This is a genomic window from Terriglobia bacterium (assembly GCA_020072815.1).
Classification (GTDB): domain Bacteria; phylum Acidobacteriota; class Terriglobia; order Terriglobales; family Acidobacteriaceae; genus Angelobacter.
In genome coordinates this window covers 241,319-260,225 of the sequence record JAIQGE010000008.1, presented here as the reverse complement: position 1 = coordinate 260,225, position 18,907 = coordinate 241,319, and the positions used below count along the sequence as shown (strand labels likewise).

At 59.1% G+C, this 18,907-nt stretch carries 17 protein-coding genes; 10 read left to right on the top strand and 7 right to left on the bottom strand.

The annotated features are described in order from the left end of the window. Positions 1 to 153: 153 nt before the first annotated feature. From LAO20_12815 to LAO20_12790, 6 genes are all read right to left on the bottom strand, one after another. A complete protein-coding gene (locus LAO20_12815) occupies positions 154 to 870 on the bottom strand; it encodes a TonB family protein (protein MBZ5532308.1) in 717 nt (238 codons plus the stop codon). 91 nt (positions 871 to 961) lie between these two features. Then, positions 962 to 2,140, bottom strand: coding sequence for a protein translocase subunit SecF (secF, locus tag LAO20_12810; GenBank protein MBZ5532307.1), 1,179 nt, complete (start codon positions 2,138 to 2,140; stop codon positions 962 to 964). Between the two features lie 16 nt (positions 2,141 to 2,156). After that, positions 2,157 to 3,791 carry a protein translocase subunit SecD gene (gene secD, locus LAO20_12805; protein MBZ5532306.1) on the bottom strand — a complete coding sequence of 545 codons (1,635 nt, stop codon included), beginning with the start codon at positions 3,789 to 3,791 and terminating at the stop codon, positions 2,157 to 2,159. Between the two features lie 22 nt (positions 3,792 to 3,813). Beyond that, positions 3,814 to 4,116, bottom strand: a complete 303-nt coding sequence (yajC, locus tag LAO20_12800; protein MBZ5532305.1) for a preprotein translocase subunit YajC — start codon at positions 4,114 to 4,116, stop codon at positions 3,814 to 3,816. A 182-nt stretch (positions 4,117 to 4,298) separates the two neighbouring features. Further along, positions 4,299 to 5,525: a tRNA guanosine(34) transglycosylase Tgt gene (locus LAO20_12795; GenBank protein MBZ5532304.1), complete on the bottom strand. Its 1,227-nt coding sequence runs from the start codon at positions 5,523 to 5,525 to the stop codon at positions 4,299 to 4,301. Between the two features lie 147 nt (positions 5,526 to 5,672). Then, the gene (locus LAO20_12790; protein ID MBZ5532303.1) at positions 5,673 to 6,068 is read right to left on the bottom strand and encodes a thioesterase; all 396 of its coding nucleotides are present in this window, start codon (positions 6,066 to 6,068) and stop codon (positions 5,673 to 5,675) included. 290 nt (positions 6,069 to 6,358) lie between these two features. Here LAO20_12790 and LAO20_12785 point away from each other — a divergent pair, with 290 nt between their 5' ends. The 5 genes from LAO20_12785 (at position 6,359) to hslU (ending at position 11,043) form a co-directional block, all read left to right on the top strand. Further along, entirely contained in the window at positions 6,359 to 7,675 is a 1,317-nt protein-coding gene (locus tag LAO20_12785; protein MBZ5532302.1) for a hypothetical protein, read from the top strand. A gap of 210 nt (positions 7,676 to 7,885) precedes the next feature. Continuing rightward, positions 7,886 to 8,125 (top strand): hypothetical protein, encoded by a 240-nt coding sequence (locus LAO20_12780; GenBank protein ID MBZ5532301.1) that lies wholly within the window; start codon positions 7,886 to 7,888, stop codon positions 8,123 to 8,125. A 316-nt stretch (positions 8,126 to 8,441) separates the two neighbouring features. Then, the gene (hslV, locus tag LAO20_12775; protein ID MBZ5532300.1) at positions 8,442 to 9,014 is read left to right on the top strand and encodes an ATP-dependent protease subunit HslV; all 573 of its coding nucleotides are present in this window, start codon (positions 8,442 to 8,444) and stop codon (positions 9,012 to 9,014) included. Positions 9,015 to 9,078: 64 nt separating this feature from the next. Beyond that, a complete protein-coding gene (locus tag LAO20_12770; GenBank protein MBZ5532299.1) occupies positions 9,079 to 9,486 on the top strand; it encodes a DUF3052 domain-containing protein in 408 nt (135 codons plus the stop codon). A 111-nt stretch (positions 9,487 to 9,597) separates the two neighbouring features. Next, positions 9,598 to 11,043 carry an ATP-dependent protease ATPase subunit HslU gene (gene hslU, locus LAO20_12765; protein ID MBZ5532298.1) on the top strand — a complete coding sequence of 482 codons (1,446 nt, stop codon included), beginning with the start codon at positions 9,598 to 9,600 and terminating at the stop codon, positions 11,041 to 11,043. Between the two features lie 279 nt (positions 11,044 to 11,322). Here the strand turns inward: hslU and LAO20_12760 are convergent, their stop codons facing one another. After that, positions 11,323 to 11,577, bottom strand: coding sequence for a hypothetical protein (locus tag LAO20_12760; GenBank protein ID MBZ5532297.1), 255 nt, complete (start codon positions 11,575 to 11,577; stop codon positions 11,323 to 11,325). A gap of 169 nt (positions 11,578 to 11,746) precedes the next feature. Between LAO20_12760 and LAO20_12755 the strand changes: the two genes are divergently transcribed. The 5 genes from LAO20_12755 to LAO20_12735 all read left to right on the top strand — a co-directional run bounded on the left by LAO20_12755 (position 11,747) and on the right by LAO20_12735 (position 18,876). Next, on the top strand, positions 11,747 to 12,109 hold the full coding sequence (locus LAO20_12755; GenBank protein ID MBZ5532296.1) for a hypothetical protein: 363 nt from the start codon (positions 11,747 to 11,749) through the stop codon (positions 12,107 to 12,109). Positions 12,110 to 12,225: 116 nt separating this feature from the next. Then, a complete protein-coding gene (locus LAO20_12750; protein ID MBZ5532295.1) occupies positions 12,226 to 13,491 on the top strand; it encodes a TolC family protein in 1,266 nt (421 codons plus the stop codon). Continuing rightward, complete coding sequence (locus LAO20_12745) at positions 13,488 to 15,050, top strand: efflux RND transporter periplasmic adaptor subunit (GenBank protein ID MBZ5532294.1); 1,563 nt, start codon at positions 13,488 to 13,490, stop codon at positions 15,048 to 15,050. Before LAO20_12750 ends, LAO20_12745 begins: the two co-directional genes overlap by 4 nt. A gap of 2 nt (positions 15,051 to 15,052) precedes the next feature. Further along, positions 15,053 to 18,202, top strand: coding sequence for a CusA/CzcA family heavy metal efflux RND transporter (locus tag LAO20_12740; GenBank protein MBZ5532293.1), 3,150 nt, complete (start codon positions 15,053 to 15,055; stop codon positions 18,200 to 18,202). Between the two features lie 80 nt (positions 18,203 to 18,282). Continuing rightward, a complete protein-coding gene (locus LAO20_12735; GenBank protein MBZ5532292.1) occupies positions 18,283 to 18,876 on the top strand; it encodes a hypothetical protein in 594 nt (197 codons plus the stop codon). Positions 18,877 to 18,907 lie beyond the last annotated feature (31 nt).

Below are 18,907 nucleotides of genomic sequence, written 5' to 3'. Positions count from 1 at the left end.
TTTAAGAAACTTTTGCCGAGCGCGTTCCCACCCGGGGGAACTTTTGGGCAGAACAGAAAGCAGCCTTCGCCACTCGCTGGACTTGTCTAACCTGCGGTCCGGGCCGGCGCCGCGCACTTGCCGTTCCGGCCCACTCAAAAAACGGGGCGTGCCTTACATCTTGAAAGTGACCGCTACCGTGGTCTCCACCTCTACCGCCTCACCGTTCAGCAGGTAGGGTTTGTACTTCCACTGCTTCACGGCATCCATGGCAGCCTGGCTGAGAATCGGATGCCCTGATATCCGGCGCAAATTCTCAATGGTGCCGGTCTTGCTGATAATGGCCTGCAAGATCACTTCGCCTTGAATATGGGCCACCTTGGCCATAGGCGGATAAACGGGCTCAATGCGGCGGATCAGGTTGCCTTCTTGCACACCTTGAGATACCCGCAGCCGTTGCGGAGTTGCCACCTTCGGCGGGGGCGCGGCCGAGCCGATCAAACTGTTCATGACGCCATTGGCGGATCCTCCCGGAACTCCGCCTTCCACGCCTCCCAGCACGCCAGTATTGGCAGCCGGCGCTTCTTCTTCCTTGATCATCTTGATCACTTTGGGAATCTTGCTGGGGGTCCGCAATTCGCCGTTCACAATCTCGCTAACCTTCTGCACATGCTGGACTGCCGGCGGTGGCGGGGGCGGCGGCGGCGGCGGCGGCGGCGGGGCCACCAGGAAGGAGTTGAGCTGATGCAGCGGCAGAGCGTCGGTGATCAGCAATGGAAGTAAGACCAGAAATCCGATGATCAATGACTCCACGACAAAGGTGATCGTGGTGGTTTTTCCCTGGTTGGTCTTAATCTTGCCGCCTGATTCCATTAAGCTGTCTTCAAACATCGTTGCTTCTCCAATCCCTTAAAGGGAGTACTCAATTACGTTTGACACCGGGGAACCCGTTTTTGCTCCCAAACTGCCAGAAATTTTCTGCTTACGCCTTGGCCCGTCCCTTGCCCGCCGTTGCCGGGGCCGGTATGGAGCCTCTGGACCGGCGCCAATCCTGGTATGCCACAAGCATGGGGGCGGCCACGGCGATGGACGAATACGTCCCAATTATGATGCCGATAACCAAGGCAAACGAGAACCCTCGCAGTACTTCTCCCCCGAAAAGATACAGTGACATTACCGTCAGGAACGTAAGTCCGGAAGTCAGAATGGTCCGGCTCAGAGTCTGGTTGATACTGCGGTTCACAATGTCCGCCAGACTTTCCCTGCGCAGCAGCTTTACGTTCTCCCGGATGCGGTCAAAAACCACAATGGTGTCGTTCATGGAATAACCGACCAGGGTGAGAATTGCGGCGATAACAGTAAGCGATATCTCCTTATTCGTCAAGGAGAAAGCTCCCACCGTGATTAACGTATCGTGAAATACCGCCACCACCGCGGCCACGCCATAAATCAGCTCAAATCGGAACCACAGATACACCAGCATGCCGATCAGCGAGAAGCCGACCGCCAGTTGCGCTTGCCGCTTGAGCTGGTCGCCTACCTGCGGTCCCACGATGTCCGCGCCACGGATGCCGTAGTTGGCGGTGTAGAAATCCTGCTTCAGGGCCTCAATCACCGGCGCGGGCACGGTCCCTTGAAGCTCATCCAGGCTCCTGAGGACGCCGCCGTGGGCCTTGAGGTAATCCGTCACCTGGTGGGCCGCTTCGTCGTATTGCCCTGTGTGCAAAGGATCGTGGGTTACCAGCGAATCGCGCACCGCGGCAAAGCCCACGCGGTCACTGTTGTTGAAGTTCCGCTTGCCGGGGACAGGGTTGGTTTCCAGGGCATTGATGATCAGGTTTTTGCCGTGGTCGAGATCGGCTTCGCTGGTATCTTTCTCGTCCAGCGAAATGACCACTTCATTAGCGGCGGGAATGTCATAGCGCTGGATCTTGGCGTTGTGCAGGTTGGCTTTGTCCAACGCGCCGCGAATAGCGGTTTCATCCGGCTTGTCTACGAACTTCACGTAAACCAGGGTACCGCCGCGGAAATCAACACCCAGAGGGACCCCGTGCCAGAACAGCATGGAAAGGATGCCGGCGATGCTGAAGATCAGCGAAAAGCCGAGGAAGTACCACTTGAGTTTTAGAAAATCTATGTTTGTGTTGCGAAAAAATTCCACTTTATCAACCTTTGCGCTAGATGCTCAGAGCTTCTCCCCGCTGTTTGCGGTTGAGGACGGCGTCAAAAATCACCCGGGAAACAAAAACGGCGGTAAACAAATTGGCCAGCAGACCGAAAGTAAGCGTCACGGCAAATCCGCGCACCGGCCCCGATCCCACAAAGAACAGAATTACGGCTGAGACAATGGTGGTCACGTGGGTATCCAGAATGGTGGTCCAGGCGCGGTCAAACCCCTGGTCCACGGCCGCGGCAGGGGCCTTGTTGTTGCGCAGCTCCTCGCGAATGCGCTCAAAGATCAGCACGTTGGAATCCACGCCCATGCCGACGGTGAGAATCACTCCGGCAATGCCCGGCAAAGTAAGCACCTGGCCGGTGAATCCCATAAAGCCCAGCAGGATGATCAGATTCAGGATCAAGGCCACGTTGGCGTTGATGCCGGCGCCCCGATAGTAGATCAGCATGAAGACCAGGACCGCCAGCATTCCGAAAATGGCCGCGTTCACGCCGGCCTTGATGGAGTCCGCTCCCAGCGAAGGACCGATCGTCCGCTCGGTGAGGTAATGCAAGCTGGCGGGCAGGGCGCCGGACTTGAGCAGCATGGCCAGGTCGCGCGCCGTCTGCTCGGTAAATCCGCCAGCGATCTCGCCACGGTCGCGGATTTCCGTCTTGACGGACGCGGCTTCGCGGACCTTGCTATCCAGCACAATGGCGATGAAGGGATTCGGGTCGCCGCTGCCCTCGTTGTGCGTGGAGGTAAAAGCGGAGAACTTGCGTCCGGCAGCTGCCGTCAACTGGAAATTAACACTGGGCCGGCCGTTCTGGTCCGTGCCCGGAGAGGCGTCCATGATGTCAGTTCCGCCGACGATGGGCACGCGTGCAATAACGAATACGTGGTCTCCCTGGTCGCCGGCGCCGCCAGGTGAGCCGTGCAACAAAATGGTGCCTGGGGGCAACATACCCTTGTTCGCTAGCAGTGCCTCCTGCTCGTTGGCATATCCGTTCGCAGTACCAAAACACTGGTGGATTTCCAGACGCGCCGTGGACTGGATAATCTCTTTCACGCGCCCGGGATCATCCACACCGGGGAGCTGCACCAGGATCTGGTTGTTGCCCATGCCGTTGCGTTGAATGCTGGGCTCGCTCACACCCAGGCTGTCCACGCGGCGACGGATGGCCTCAATGGACAAATCCACGGTCCTGGTCTTGAGATCACTGATGACCGTGGGCTTCATGGTCATGGTCCAGGTTCCCTCGGCGCCGCTGGCGATGTCATATTCCCGGAAGCGGTCTGTTACCGCGGAGCGGATCTTGGAGCCGGCGTCCAACGGAACACCTTTGATTACGATCTTTTCCGGCTGGCTGTTGGCGTCAGGCTTGGCGATGTCCGCGTAGGTGATGCCGTCCTTGGCCATTTCATCTTTCAGAGTTTCAATGGCATGGTCGGTTTCCGCGTTAATCGCGTCATTCACCTGCACCTGCAGGACCAGGTGAGTGCCGCCCTTCAGGTCCAGACCCAGATGAATCCGGTCCATGATGGCCGCTTTCAGCCCTTGTCCGCTGAAACTCGTGGGCCAGCCGAGCATGCCGTACAAACAAAGCAGCAGGACGGCGGCAATAATCAGGGTCTTGGTGAGTAAGTTCTTTTGCATTTTCTGAACGCCACTTCTCTTTTTATGATTTCTTCTCGTCGTCGTCGCGGCCCACGGAGACCACCGCGCTCTTGGCGATTTCCAGCCGCAGGTTGTCCGGCGGCACCTTCAGGATCACAGCGTCATCTTTCATGGAAATGATGGTGCCGCGAATTCCGCCTCCGGTGGTGACGCGGTCGCCGTTTTTCAGGCTGCTCATGATGGCCTGCCAGCGCTTGGTCTTTCTCTGCTGGAAATAGAACGTGGCCGCGATAAACAGCAGCGGCAACAGCAGGAAGATTCCCAACCCGCCGCCGCCCCCAGCCTGAAACAGAAATAAATCCATTATGTTTGCACCATTCTTAATGATCGCTGCGCCAGCCGAACGCACACTCACCTGCACACAGAGAGGAGTTTGTCACCCGCTGGTCACCGCTGATCAAATCCCGCCCGGGCCTCCTGCACATGACCATCTTCGTGCGGGAGTAATTCGGAGGTTGTATTGCGCCGGAAAAAGCCGGAGGCCCCTCAGACCATGGACGCCCTGCCAGAGAGCAATCCTGAGATGTCCCCAAGCTGTATAGCATGACGTACCGACCGCATAGTGTCAAGGTAGAACGCCAGATTGTGGACGGTGTTCAGCACCCCGGCCAGCGGTTCCCCGGCGACGAACAGGTGCCGCAGATACGCCCGGCTGTAACGGGCACAAACCTTGCACCCGCACTTGGGGTCGGGCGGCGACTGGTCCTGGGCGTATCGCGCGCCCTTGATATTGATCCGGCCCTCCGAGGTAAACAGCAGTCCGTGACGCGCCGCCCGCGTGGGCAGCACGCAATCCATCATGTCCACGCCCATGGCGGCGTATTGCACGATCTCGTCCGGGTAGCCGACGCCCATCACGTACCGCGGCTTGTCCTTAGGCAGGATTTCGAGAGCCGCGGCGATCATTTCCAGCGTCTGCGCGCGCGGCTCGCCCACGCTCAAGCCCCCGATGGCGTATCCGGGAAAGTCCATTTCCACCGTGCGCTCGGCGGATTCGCGGCGTAAATCCGCGTACATCCCGCCTTGCACAATGCCGAAGAGAGCTTGTGTTCGAGCTGAAGAGCCCGCGGAGGGCTGACCGCTCAGTGATGAGTGCTGGGGCCTCATTGAGTCCGGTTTTCCGATGTCCCGATGTCCAGATCTCCCGATGTCCCGATTCCCCCACGGCACTTCATGCTTGTGCGCTTCAAAGTAGTCTTTGCTGCGGCGCGCCCAGCGCAGCGTCAGCTCCATGGATTCGCGGGCGCGCGCGCGGTCGGCGGGATGCTCGGTGCATTCGTCAAACGCCATAATAATGTCCGCGCCCAGCGCGATCTGGATTTCCATGGACCGCTCCGGAGTGAAGAAGTGCGACGAGCCGTCCAGGTGCGAACGGAAACTCACGCCCTCTTCGCTGACTTTGCGGAGGTCGCCCAGGCTGAACACCTGAAAGCCGCCGGAGTCGGTGAGTAAGGCGCGCTCCCAGCTCATGAATTTGTGCAGTCCGCCAAGCCCGCGAATCAACTCGTGTCCCGGACGCAGATAAAGATGATAGGTATTGCCCAGGATGATCTGCGCTCCCAGGTCTTCCAGGACGTCCTGGGGGACGGCCTTCACTGATCCCACGGTGCCAACAGGCATGAACGCGGGGGTTTCCACCTCGCCGTGCGGGGTGTGCAATCGGCCGAGCCGGGCCGGGCCGGCGTGGGCTTCGATGCTGAAGGGAAGCGTCACAGAGATATGGTAAAGGGCTTCTTCTGAAATTCCGAGCGGAGCGAGGAATCCCTACATCAACCAAGAAATTGAAGTATCCACATCGCAGCCTTCTTTCTTGGGACAGGGATCCCTCGCTGCGCTTCGGGATTTCACAAAGACCACGTTCTAACTGTTTCCCCTCAAATACCGCTCCGCCACCTTCGCCGGATTCACAAACGCTCGCGTCACAGTCCCCCGGCCGATCTCATGCATTCCGTTGTGGGCGGTCACGCGAAAGACATAAAAGCGTGCCGTCACGGATTCCAGCACGGCCTCAGCTTTCACCTCTGCGCCCACGACGGTGGGTGCGCGATGCTCGACGTTGATGGCCGTCCCCACGCTGATCTCGCCCGCGTCGCAGAAGGGCTTCATGGCGTTGGCCGCGGCCCACTCCATCAAGCCGATCATGTGCGGCGTGGAGTAGATTGCCGGCAAATCTTTGTCGTGATGGTGGAGCGTGTGTTCGTGGTCGACTACGATCGTTGCCTCGCCACGCGTGCCGATGGGGACCTGTTTCGCCATGAAGAGAATCTATCAAATCCCAGACAGCGGGCCAAAGCACGTCAGCCTCCGGCGGCAAAGCAACGCCTGATGATTTCGCAGGTCGCGCATTCGCTCCGCGCAAATCACACACCTACCGTGCGTAAGGTCCCGTTGGCGCGGACCGCTATATCACTCGCGCCCGTGACGCCGGGCACATAAGCGGCTTCTTCGCAGGACTAGCTTTTAAGAAGAGGAAGTTTGGTGAGTAAAGGCTTGTGCTGGGGGTACTCCCTCTCTCGTCGGAACCAGAACAAGCCGAAGGAGGTTTTATGAGTTTCAACTCTCTCCGACGGTTCTGCACGATTACATTATTTCTTCTAACTGCGGCCAGCGTGGCGCTGTCGCAGGAAGGCACCATCCGCGTGAATGTCACTCCTGAGGAGGCGTACATCTTCGTTGACGGCCAGCCCTTTGTTCATCGCAGCAATACGCTTACGCTGCCGACCGGCGACCATACCCTGGGTGTGTACAACTACGGATTTGTGCCGCAGGTAGTAAACCTGTACATCGAGAAAGGCGGCAACCCGCCGCTGAATGCCCGCCTGACACCCGTTGCGGGCATGGTTTCAGGACCGTGGGGACGCATCCAGATCGAAGGCGTCCACGGCGACACGCTGGTCTTTCTCAATGACACTAAGCCGGAATTTTTCGTGGCCCACGCCGATGAAGCCAACAACAATTTCCTGAACAAACAGCAAATTGTCGCGCCGGTAGGCATGCACACGCTCTTTCTGGTAAACCACAAAAACGGCCAGATGATCTGGTCCGGGCCCGTTGAAGTCAAGGCCAACGAGCGGCTGATTCTCTATACCGATCAGAACGCAAAGATGGTCTACAAAGACTGGCCGGAAGGTCCAAAAATCAGCTCCTTGAAGCGGTTTGAAGCAGGCACGGCGACGGCCACCATTGCCGTGGCTGCGGTCACCGGCAAGTTTGTTGCAGACCGTGATACGGTCAAATGCGGCGAGCCGGTACGCCTCTCCTGGACAACGACGGAAGCTGTGCGGACCACCGTAATGGCCAACAACAATCAGTTGTCCAACTTGGCCAATGGGGAACTCTCCCTGACGCCGAAGCAGACAACTACCTATGAATTCCACACCATCGGCCCGGGCGGAGTGGTCTCTTCCAATGTCACGGTGCATGTTGACAATGCGGTGAAGACCACCCTGGTGCCTTCGACCAATGAGCTTCGCTACGTCAAGGTCGGCGACAAAGTGATGGAGCAGGACTCAGCCAACCTGAACTGGACCGCCATGAATGCGGATACGGTTCGCGTTGAACCCATCGGCCCGGTAACGGGTACGAGCGGCTCTGAGAAGATTCTGGCCGTCCCGCAGAAGACCGGCGAAGGAACTCTGGATGAAACACACCTGTACAAAATCACGGCGACCAACGCTTGTGGAGGCTCAGACACCAGCGTGGCCTCGCTGCACCTGACCGGTTCCATTGCCCCTGAGCAAGTAGCAGAGGTGAAGGAGCCTGAGCTGCCACATACGGCGTCACCGCTGCCGCTGCTGGCGTTGCTGGGAGCAGCTTCTCTGGGCTCCGGCTTTGTCCTGCGGCTGTTCCGGAAAGCTCGTTGAGTTGTACGGTTTACAGGGAAAGCGGAGACCCTGGCGTAGAACGCTAAATATCCGATGGGGCGGATTCCCGAACAGGGGGTCCGCCCTTTTTTCTGTGTGAAATTGGCGTCCCCGGCGGAGAGTTGGTCAAGGTTCAGCAAAAAAAGCCAGGCTTGAAAAAAAGCCTGGCTGTGAGGAGGACAAACGAGCTATGCGACTGACAGATTTCTAGTGGCGGTCGCGATCACCGTCATGGTGACGGCAGCGTTCCCGCGCTTCTTCCAGCTGACGACGTTTCTGTTCGGCTTGCCGGCTGTGTTCACCGTGCCTGCGGATGGCCTTCTGCAATTCGTTTTCCGCTTTGTGAATTCTCTGTTCGCATTTCCGGTCACGATCACGGTCGCGATCGTGGTCACGGTCTTGGGCAAACGCGAAGCCGCTAAACATCAAGCACGCCGCGAGAATGGCTGATACGATCCCTTTTCTTAGAACCATTAGTCACCTCCAGGTGGGTCGAAAAAATTCTATACCGGGAAGAACGCTGGAAGTGTGCAAAAGAGGACACCCTCCAAGCGGAAGACTGCCATCCGCAAAGAGCCTTGCTCTTGGTCTTTGGTAATGGCGGAGCGACATGATGCCGCGGCACCCAAAAGAACTTGCCCCTTCTCCGTGCGGACTTGCAACCCGCTGCCCGCCAGGCCCCGCGCCAGCAAGCACGCCAAGCCTTGTATAATGATGAATTGTCCCCATGCCGTTATCAACAGCAGCAAACTCCGCAAGAACTCCGATGAAAATCAGGTCCACCACCGTGCTGTGCGTGCGTCGCGGCGGCCAGGTGGTGATGGCCGCGGACGGCCAGGTCACCCTGGGCGAAGGCATCATCAAACACACGGCAAAAAAAATCCGCCGCTTATACAACGACAAGATCCTGGCCGGTTTTGCCGGTTCCACCGCCGATGCGTTTTCGCTCTTCGCGCGCTTTGAAGGCAAGCTGGAGCAATATCACGGCAACCTGGGCCGGGCCGCAGTGGAGCTGGCCAAGGACTGGCGCACCGACAAAGTCCTGCGTCACCTGGAAGCCCTGCTGCTGGTGTCCGACGTGAACCTGACGTTCCTCATCAGCGGCGCCGGCGACGTGATTGAGCCGGACGGCGGTGCGGCCGCCATCGGCAGTGGCGGCCCGTATGCTCTGGCCGCGGCGCGCGCGCTCATGGACAACACCGATCTTCCGGCGCGCAAGATTGCTGAAGAATCCATGAAGATCGCCGGACGCACATGCATCTATACCAACGAGAACGTTACGGTGGAAGAGCTGCCGGGCGTCCCGGAAAAGCCGGCACCGGCCGCTCCCGTGCACTAGGCATTCATCCGGAGAACCATAAACCTTTTGAAGCATATTTCGTAGAACCATCATCCGTTCAACCATGGCAGGCTATTCAGGAACACCGCTCGTCCAGAAGATTGGCATCAAGCCGGGTCACCGCGTAATCTTGCGTAACCATCCGGCAACGTTTCTGAAGGCGCTGGGCAAGCTGCCGGAGGGTGTTCAGCCCAGCGAACGGCTCTCCGGCCAGGCCGCGGTGGTGGTTTATTTCACCGATAAACGGGCAGAGCTGGAGCGTGACTTTTCGTTGTTATCAAAGACGCTGCTGCCCGACGGCATGTTGTGGATCGGCTGGCCCAAGAAAGCGTCCGGCCGGCCCACGGACCTGAACGAAAACATCGTTCGCGAAACCGGACTGAAAAACGGCTTGGTGGACGTGAAAGTCTGCGCCATTGACGATGTCTGGTCCGGATTGAAATTTGTGATTCGCGTGAAAGACCGGAAGTAGCAAATAGCAGCTAGCAATTAGCAACTAGCCAGACCAAGGTGGCACCGACTTTTGGTTTTCGGCCAATTGCCAATTGCTAATTGCTGAACGGCAAGATTTCAAGGAGTACCAATGGCGATCTATCTACCAGCTACGGCCGACGAAACCGACATCACCCTGGACGACCTCACGCCCAAAGAAATCGTCGCCGAACTGGACAAATATGTAATCGGCCAGCATGACGCCAAGCGCGCCGTGGCCATCGCGCTGCGCAACCGCATGCGCCGGCAAAAGCTTCCGCCGGACATCGCGGAAGAGATCATGCCCAAGAACATCATCATGATCGGGCCCACGGGCGTTGGCAAAACCGAAATCGCGCGCCGCCTGGCTCGTCTGGCGAATTCTCCTTTCTTGAAAGTTGAGGCCTCCAAGTTCACTGAAGTCGGCTACGTGGGCCGCGACGTGGAATCCATGATCCGCGACCTGGTGGAGATCGCCATTGACATGATCCGCGAAGAGCGGCTGGAAGAAGTCGCCGACAAAGCCGAAGAGCATGCCGAAGAAAAGTTGCTCGACCTGCTCTTGCCCGCCGGGCCGCCGCCTGCTTCGGCCACGCATCCGTCTTCGACTTCGCATTCTGGGACAAGCGGCCCGGCCATCGTCGGCTTCGCCCTGCCTTCCGAAGAAGGCGACTCCACCAGCCGCACGCGGGAAAAGCTTCGCCAGCAACTCCGCCAGGGCCAGTTGGACGACCGCATGGTGGAAGTTGAAGTCCGCGAGAAGTCCATGCCGGCGTTTGAAATCATCTCCAACCAGGGCGTGGAGGAGATGGACATCAACATGAAAGACATGTTGCCCAACATCTTCGGCCAGCGCACCAAGAAGCGCAAAATGAAAGTCAGCGAGGCCATGGAGTACCTGATCCAGGAAGAAGAATCCAAGCTGATTGACATGGACCAGGTCACCCGCGTGGCGGTGGAGCGCGTGGAGCAATCGGGCATCATCTTCCTCGACGAAATTGACAAGATCGCCGGACGCGAAAGCGGCCACGGCCCCGACGTCTCCCGCGAAGGCGTGCAGCGCGACATTCTTCCCATTGTGGAAGGCACCACCTGCAACACCCGCTACGGCATGGTCCGCACCGACCACATCCTGTTCATCGCCGCCGGAGCGTTCCACGTCTCCAAACCCAGTGACCTGATTCCGGAACTGCAAGGGCGCTTCCCCATCCGCGTGGAGCTGAAGTCTCTGACCATGGCCGACTTCATCGCCATCCTCACCGAGCCCAAGTCGTCACTGGTGAAACAGTACACGGCGCTGCTGGAAACCGAGGGCCTCAAGCTGGAGTTCACCCGGCAGGCGCTGGACGAAATCGCCGGCTTCGCCTTCCAGGTGAACGAATCCACGGAGAACATCGGCGCGCGGCGCCTGCATACAATCATGGAGCGCGTGCTGGACGACATCAGCTTCAACGCGCCCGAGATGAAAGAGAAAACCGTCAAGATTGATGCCGACTACGTCCGCAAAATGCTCGCCGACATCGTGAAAGACCAGGATTTGTCGAGGTACATACTGTAGCGACGACCTGCCCTCTGGGGAAGAAACTGGCGAAGATCAGAGCTTGGTTCCGGTTGCAGGCTGGCCGGCTCGAAGAAACGTCTTGGGATATCCACCGTCACCGCAGAGCTTAAATGACCCAAAATCTTTGTACCATGGGCCGTCCGGCACTTCCGGTTTCTTCCATCCAAATCCGCAGCCGATTGAGGTCATCCAAACCGATGTTCCGGTCATGCATGCGCTCGATCAAATGCTCGCGAATGGCCTGAGGAAGCCGGGACCACGTTTCGATCTGTGGCATTATTCACCAAAGACGAAGCGCCCTAATTCGTCTCCTAGCTGCTTCACCTCGTGGGGATCATGGGAACCGCGGAACCGTTCCGCAAGTTCAAAAAAGGCCTTTTCCTTTTGCTTGCGCGCCTCCAGCCCCAGTTCCACCAGCTCCACCAAAACACGGTTGCCGCTGAGACGGCGGTTCCTGGCGATCGTCTCAATCTGCCTGTCAACTTGGGAAGGGAGTGTTACGCTCCGTCGCACCTGCTTGTTGGCTGCCATCTATGTAGCATACACCATTATGGTGCATTACGGTGAACTTGCAGCCGGCAAGTCTTGCCTTTCAATCGTCAATCTTTGGCAATTTCGGCAAGTTTGGCAATCTTTTCAACCAATCCCATGTGACGTAGCTCACGGCACCTGTTGCCGATTCGTCTAAACTATTATCGTGGTGTCGATTCGCAAACCTGTCTGCCTGTTCGTGGCCCTGTTGCTCGGGTCGGCGCCGCTGTTGGCTTGCGCCCTGCCTGGACAGGAAATGACCAGCGCCGAACAGGACTGCTGCCTCCACATGAGCGACCAGTGTGGCAGTGCACAGATGGCGGACGCCCATAGCTGCTGCACCAAAACGCCCGGCGTCGCAACAAGCCCTCTCCAAGCCACCAGCAAGTACACGCCCGCCGCGCCGCAAGCTATGCTGGCGCCAGTGCCAAGCTTCATGTCCGCTGGCGTCGCCGGCGTTCTGCCTGGTCCCCAGAACACTCCTGACGGATCCCCATCGCCACCCGGTTCCATCTCCGTTCTAAGAATCTAGCTTCCTTTTTGTCTCTCCAGCGCTCGTAGTCGTGTGCGCGCGTGCGTCTTCCTGCATTTTCGGGGAGTTTCCGTACTGACGTTCCGTATTGAGGCCCCGTGTTTCGGAGGTAGAAAGTGAAGCAGAAAGCTTTTTGTTTGTTATTGTTCGCGATGGCCGGCGTCGCGGGCGTTTCCGCGCAGATGCAGCCGTCGCCAGGCATTCCCACGCCGCTGGCCGCGCTGGTGAACGAGGCCCAGCAGACTAATCCTGAGATCCAGGTTGCCGTGCACGGCGCGCAAGCGGCCGGTCACGCTGCAAAGCAGGCCGGCGCGCTGCCGGATACGCAGATCATGTTGCAGCACCTGAGCGTGGGCAGTCCGCGTCCGTTTGCCGGATACACCAACAGCGACTTTGCCTACATCGGCCTGGGCGCGTCGCAGGAGTTCCCCTGGCCCGGCAAGCGCGCGCTGCGCGCGCAGGTGGCCGGAGCGCAGGCTGACGCATTGCGTACGCAGTCCGGCGCGGTCCGGCGCATGGTGGTCGAGCAGGTGAAGATGACCTACTTCAAGCTGGCCTATCTGCAAGCCACGCTCGATATCCTGCTACGCGACGACAAGTTGCTGGTTGAGATGGAGCAGACTGCCGAATCGCGTTATCGCGTGGGCCAGGGCAACCAACAGGAGGTGCTCAAGGCCCAACTCCAGCACACGCGCATTCTGCAGGAGATCACTCTGCACCATCGCGAGCAAGGCCAACTCCAGGCGCAGCTCAAGCAGTTGTTGGGACGCGCGCAGGACTCACCTGACATTGCCACCGAGACTCTGCGAGAACGCGTGCTTCCCGCCAGCGCGTCCGAGCTGTTGCAGCAGGCGCGGCAAAACAACCCTGAGATCAACGCGCGCACACAGCTGGTGAAGCGGGCCGATCTGCAGACCGACCTGGCGCGCAAAGAATTCCGTCCTGACTTTGGACTGCAATACATCTACCAGAACACCGATCGCAAGTTCCGCGACTATTACATGCTCACGTTCACGGTCACGCTTCCTAACCGCGGCCGCAAGCGTGCCGAGCTGGCGGAGGCCACGGAGAACCGCCAGACCGCAGCCTCCGAACTGACCGCCGAGGTCCAGCGACGCATGGCTGAGGTGCAAGACCAGTACGTCATCGCCAAAACGTCAGCGGAGCAACTCAAGATTTTCCGCGAAGGGCTTCTGCCGCAGGCTGAAGCCACGTTCCACGCGGCGATTACCGCCTACCAAGCCAATCGGCAGGATTTTGAAACCTTGCTTTCCTCTTTCCGCGACGTGCTCGATTTTGAAGAGCAATACCAAAAGGTGCTCAGTGAGCATGAGTCAGCACTGGCGCGGCTGGAGTCGCTGACGGGAGTAACGCTGCCATGACCAACCCATCCCGCAACTACAAGATCGCATTCTTCTTCGCCTTGGCCATGATTGTGGCGCTCGCCGCCGTTCTCGGGCTTGCCTGGCGCAACATGCAACGGAAGACTGCCCCGTCCGCGGAAACCACTAACACCACGGCGCCACCCGCGCCTTCACCCAGTCCGGCAGTCGCCGATATTCCGCTCTCGCGGGTACAACTCACGCCGGAGCGGATTCAGTCTATCGGCGTGAAGCTGGGGACGGCGGAGATGCAGAGTGTAAGCAACGAGATCCGCGCCGCCGGTAACGTCGAAATAGACGAACGCAGAGTTGCTTACGTGCAGACACGTTTCCCTGGCTGGATCCGCACTGTCTATGCCGACGCGAGCTACCAGTACATTCGCAAAGGCCAGCCGCTGTTCACCATCTACAGTCCTGACCTGGTCAATACCCAACAGGAATATTTGCTGGCGAAGAAGAACGTTGAGGCCGTGCGCTCCAGCAGCGTCAGCGGAGTGGCGTCGGGGTCTCAGAGCCTTCTGGCCGCCACTCGTCAGCGGCTGGAGCAATGGGACGTGCCGCCCAGCGAGATTGAGAAACTCGAGTCCACGGGAAAGGTAATCACTGACCTTACCTTCAACTCTCCCGCGACCGGGTACATCACCGAGCGCACCGCGCTGCCCAATATGTACGTTCAGCCGGAGACGCGGCTCTACACCGTGGCCGATCTATCCAGCGTCTGGGTCTCGGCGCAAGTCTTCCAAGCGGACCTGGGCCGAATCAAGCCCGGCGATCCGGCGGTCGTGACCGTGGACGCGTATCCGGGACAAACGTTCAATGGCCGCATCCGCGACATTCTTCCGCAAGTTGACATGACTACCCGCACTGCGCGCGTTCGTGTTGCGTTGCCGAATCCCGGACTCAAGCTGAAACCGGGCATGTATGTGAACGTCGTGTTCCGTGTCCCGCTTGGACGCCAACTGGTGGTTCCTTCGTCGGCCGTGCTCCACGCCGGATTGCGGCAACTGGTTTTCGTCAGCCGCGGCGAAGGCGTGTTTGATCCCCGCGAGGTCCAGACATCCGGCCAGGCGGGCGACAAGACGATCATCACCAAGGGACTCAAAGCAGGAGAGCCCATCGTGATCTCGGCCGGTTTCTTGATCGATTCAGAAAGCCAGTTGCAGGCCGCAGCCGGTGCGTTTGTGCCGGGGCCGCCCGGAGCGGGAGCACCGGCAGCCATGAACCAGCCCGCAGCCGCGCAAGCAAAGCTGGAACTCACCACGCAGCCTGACCCGCCGCGCAAAGGCAAAAACATCTTCCGCGTGAAGCTCATTGACGAAGCGGGCTTGCCCATTACCGGCGCGCAGGTGAACGTAACCTTCTTTATGCCGGCGATGCCCGCAATGGGCATGGCCGCGCTGAAAGTCAGCTTCGACCTTACCGACAACGGCGGCGGTCTCTATGAAGGCTCGGGCGACCTTGGTTCTGCGGGCACGTGGCAGGTCACGCTCACCGCACAGAAGAACGGGCGCGTGGTCGGCGCCAGGCACTTCACCCTCAACGCTGAAGGAGGGATGTAGCCATGATCTCCCGAATCATTGAGTGGTGCGAAAGCAACCGCTTTCTCGTCTTTGTTGCGGTGTTGTTTTTCACCCTGGCCGGCATCTGGTCCATGCGCAACGTTCCTCTGGACGCTCTGCCTGACATTTCTGACGTGCAGGTGGTGATTCACACCAACTGGGCGGGCGAGCCTCCCAGCGTGATAGAAGACCAGGTTACGTACCCAATCGTTGCCACGCTGCTGGCCGCGCCGCGCGTGAAGGCCGTGCGCGCGCAGACCATGCTGGGCGATTCCTACGTCTTCGTCGTTTTCCAGGACGGAACGGATCTCTACTGGGCGCGTTCGCGCGTGATCGAATACCTGCAGCAGATGCGCGGACGCCTGCCCGCCGCCGTGAGTCCGATGATCGGCCCGGACGCCACCGGCGCGGGCTGGGTTTTTGAATACGCGCTGGTGGATCGCAGCCACAACCACAGCCTGGCCGACCTCCGCACCATTCAGGAGTGGCAGCTTCGCTACCAGCTGGCCACCGTTCCTGGCGTGGCTGAGATCGCCAGCATCGGCGGCTACGTCAAGCAATATCAGGTCAATCTCGATCCCAACAAGCTTCTGGCTTACGGCATTCCGCTCTCCACGGTGATTGAGCGCGTGAAAGCCAGCACCAATGAAGTTGGCGGACGCGTGCTGGAACTCAACGGCGCGCGTTACATGGTCCGAGGGCTCGGCTACCTGCGTTCACTCGCCGACCTGGAAAATGTTCCCGTCGCCACCAAGAACGGCACCGCGGTGTTGATCAAAGACCTGGGCACAGTTTCCTTCGGGCCGGATATTCGCGAAGGCGTAGCCGAATGGAATGGCGAAGGCGAGACCGTTGGCGGCATCGTGGTGATGCGCGACGGCATGAACGCTCTGCAGGTGATTGACGGCGTCAAGCGCAAGCTGGAACAGATCAAGCCATCGCTGCCCGCCGGCGTTGAAGTGATACCGGCCTACGACCGCTCCGGGTTGATCCATGATTCCATCCGCACGCTGCAGCACAATTTGATCGAAGAAGCAGTGATCGTCAGCCTGGTCTGCATCGCCTTTCTGTTTCATTTTCGTTCCGCCTTGATTCCGATTCTCACCATCCCGCTGGCTGTGCTGATGTCATTTATCCCGATGTACTACCTGCACGTGACGTCGAACATCATGTCCCTTGGAGGCCTGGCGCTGGCGATCGGAGTTCTGGTGGACGCGGCCATCGTGATGGTGGAAAACGGATATCGCCATCTCTCCGAGCATCCGCTGAACGCGACGGGCGTCCCTGGCCCGGAGCGCCGTCGCATATTGATCAACGCAGCCAAGCAGGTGGGCCCAGCGCTGTTCTTTTCTCTGCTCATCATCGTGGTTTCGTTCCTTCCCGTGTTCCTGCTGGAGGCCCAGGAAGGCCGCATGTTCCGTCCTCTGGCCTGGACCAAGACGACGGCGGTCGGATTTTCCTCTGTCCTGGCCATCACGCTGGTGCCGGTGCTCATGGTCATGTGGATTCGCGGGCGTCTGCGCCCGGAAAGCCAGAATCCTTTTGCGCGCATGACCCAGGCGCTTTATCTGCCTGTTCTCCGCTGGTGTTTGAAGTACCGCAAAACCACGCTGGCGCTGAACCTGATCTTTCTCGCGGTCACGTTTCCGCTGGCGTTCAAGCTGGGCAGCCAGTTCATGCCGCCGTTGTACGAAGGCTCGGCGTTGTACATGCCCACCGCGCTGCCGGGCATCGGAATCACGCAGGCCACCGCGCTGCTGCAGGAACAGGACCGCATCATCCGCAGCTTTCCTGAAGTGCAAAGCGTCCTGGGAGTCGTGGGCCGATCGGACAGCCCCACCGACAACGCGCCGCTCGACATGTATGACACCACCATCGTGCTCAAGCCGCGCGAGAAGTGGCGCGCTGGCATGACCTACGAAAAACTCATTCAGGAGATGGACAGCAAGCTCCAGTTCCCCGGGCTCTCCAACACCTGGACCATGCCCATCCAGAACCGGCTGGACATGGAACTCACCGGCATCAAGACGCCGGTCGGCCTCAAGATACAGGGCCCGAACCTGGAAGGCATTCAGCAGCTCGGTTCGCAGATCGAGCAAATTCTTGCCGGACATTCCAAAGCGCGCGCCGTGTTTGCCGAGCGCGTCTCCCAGGGGTTTTACATCAATGTTGACGTCAACCGCGCCACCGCCGCCCGCTACGGCCTGACCATTGAAGACGTGCAGCGTGCCGTCACCTCGGGCATCGGCGGCGAAAACGTTGCGGAAAACGTCGAAGGCCGCGAGCGCTATCCCATCAACGTCCGTTACCAGCGCGATTTTCGCAGTGACATTGACAGCCTGCGCCGCGTGCTGGTCAGCGCCGCCGGCGGCGCTCAGGTGCCCATCGGCGAACTGGCCACTTTCACCTTCTCGCGCGGGCCAGCCATGATTCGCGACGAAGACGGCCTGCTCACCGGCTACGTCTTTCTCGACCTCAACACCCGCGACTACGGCGGCTTTGTCAACGACGCCACCAGAATGCTCAACGCCAAACTGAAACTGCCCGCCGGCTATACCTACCAGTGGTCGGGCGAGTATGAGTTTGAACTGCGCGCCCGGGAACGGCTCAAACTCATCCTGCCCGTAGTGTTCCTGGTCATCTTCATGCTCCTCTATATGGTCTTTCATTCCGCCATTGAGGCCCTGATGCTGATCTTTCCCACGCTCTATGCCATGACCGGCGGCCTGCTGTTGCAATGGATCCTCGGTTACAACTTCAGCGTGGCGGTCTGGGTCGGCTACATTGCTTTGTTCGGCATCGCCGTGGAAACCGGAGTGGTCATGGTGGTCTACCTGCATGAGGCGTTGGAGCGGCAGATCGCTTCGAGCGCGCCGCTCACCAACCAGGCCATTGAGGAAGCCGCGATTGAAGGCGCGGTGCGGCGCCTGCGTCCCAAGCTGATGACCGTCACCGCCGTGCTGGCCAGCCTGGTCCCGATCCTGTGGGAAACCGGCGTCGGCTCGGACGTGATGAAGCCCATCGCCGCGCCAATCGTCGGCGGCATGATCACCTCGACCATTCACGTCCTTATTCTCGTTCCGGTGTTCTTCGTGATGATCAAGGAACGGTCGCTGAGGAGAAAAGGGCAAGTGGAATATCGCCAGCCTTGATCGCCCTTTCAGGGTAGAATGCATGTCCAAGCGCCCGCCAGACCACATGCCGACAGGCCGCCGGGCACAAGGAGGCGTCCATGCACGCCCTCATCAACGCTCTGCTCTTAATCGCAATCGGTTTTTCAATGGGCTTTTTGTGCGGCCTTGCCGTCGTGTTGAGAACCAGGAGTGGGAGGGCCATGCAAGAAGAAGTCCGGCGGGAGAGCCAGGTCGAAATGGCGCGGATTCTTCACGCGCATTTTCCGACCTTTAGCGACACGATTCGGCAAATCTCACCTGGCTTTTGTGAAATTTTCGAGCAAGCAACTCTCGCGGAGAACACAAATCTGAACCAAGTTGCGGGCGTCGGGTACGGAAAGTCGCTCGAATTTCTCATCAAGGACTACGCAAAAAAAGGGCAACCGACCAACACCTCCGAAATCGAGCGCGCGTTACTTAGCTCCTGCATTAGAGACTACATCGCCGATCCCGCTATCCGCGAAAGTGCGATTTTGGCCGCGTGGTTAAGGAATGACGAGACGCACTACACCCGTAAATTCATCACCAAGGACGTTCAAGATCTCAAATCGATCATTGCTCTCACAGTGCAACTCATAGAAAGCGCCGAGAAGCACAAGAAGCTGGAAGCCAGTGTGGGGCTGTTCGGAAAGGATATGCGTGGAGGGCATTAAGCTCGCTTCAGTGCCCCACTCCGTCGGCCAA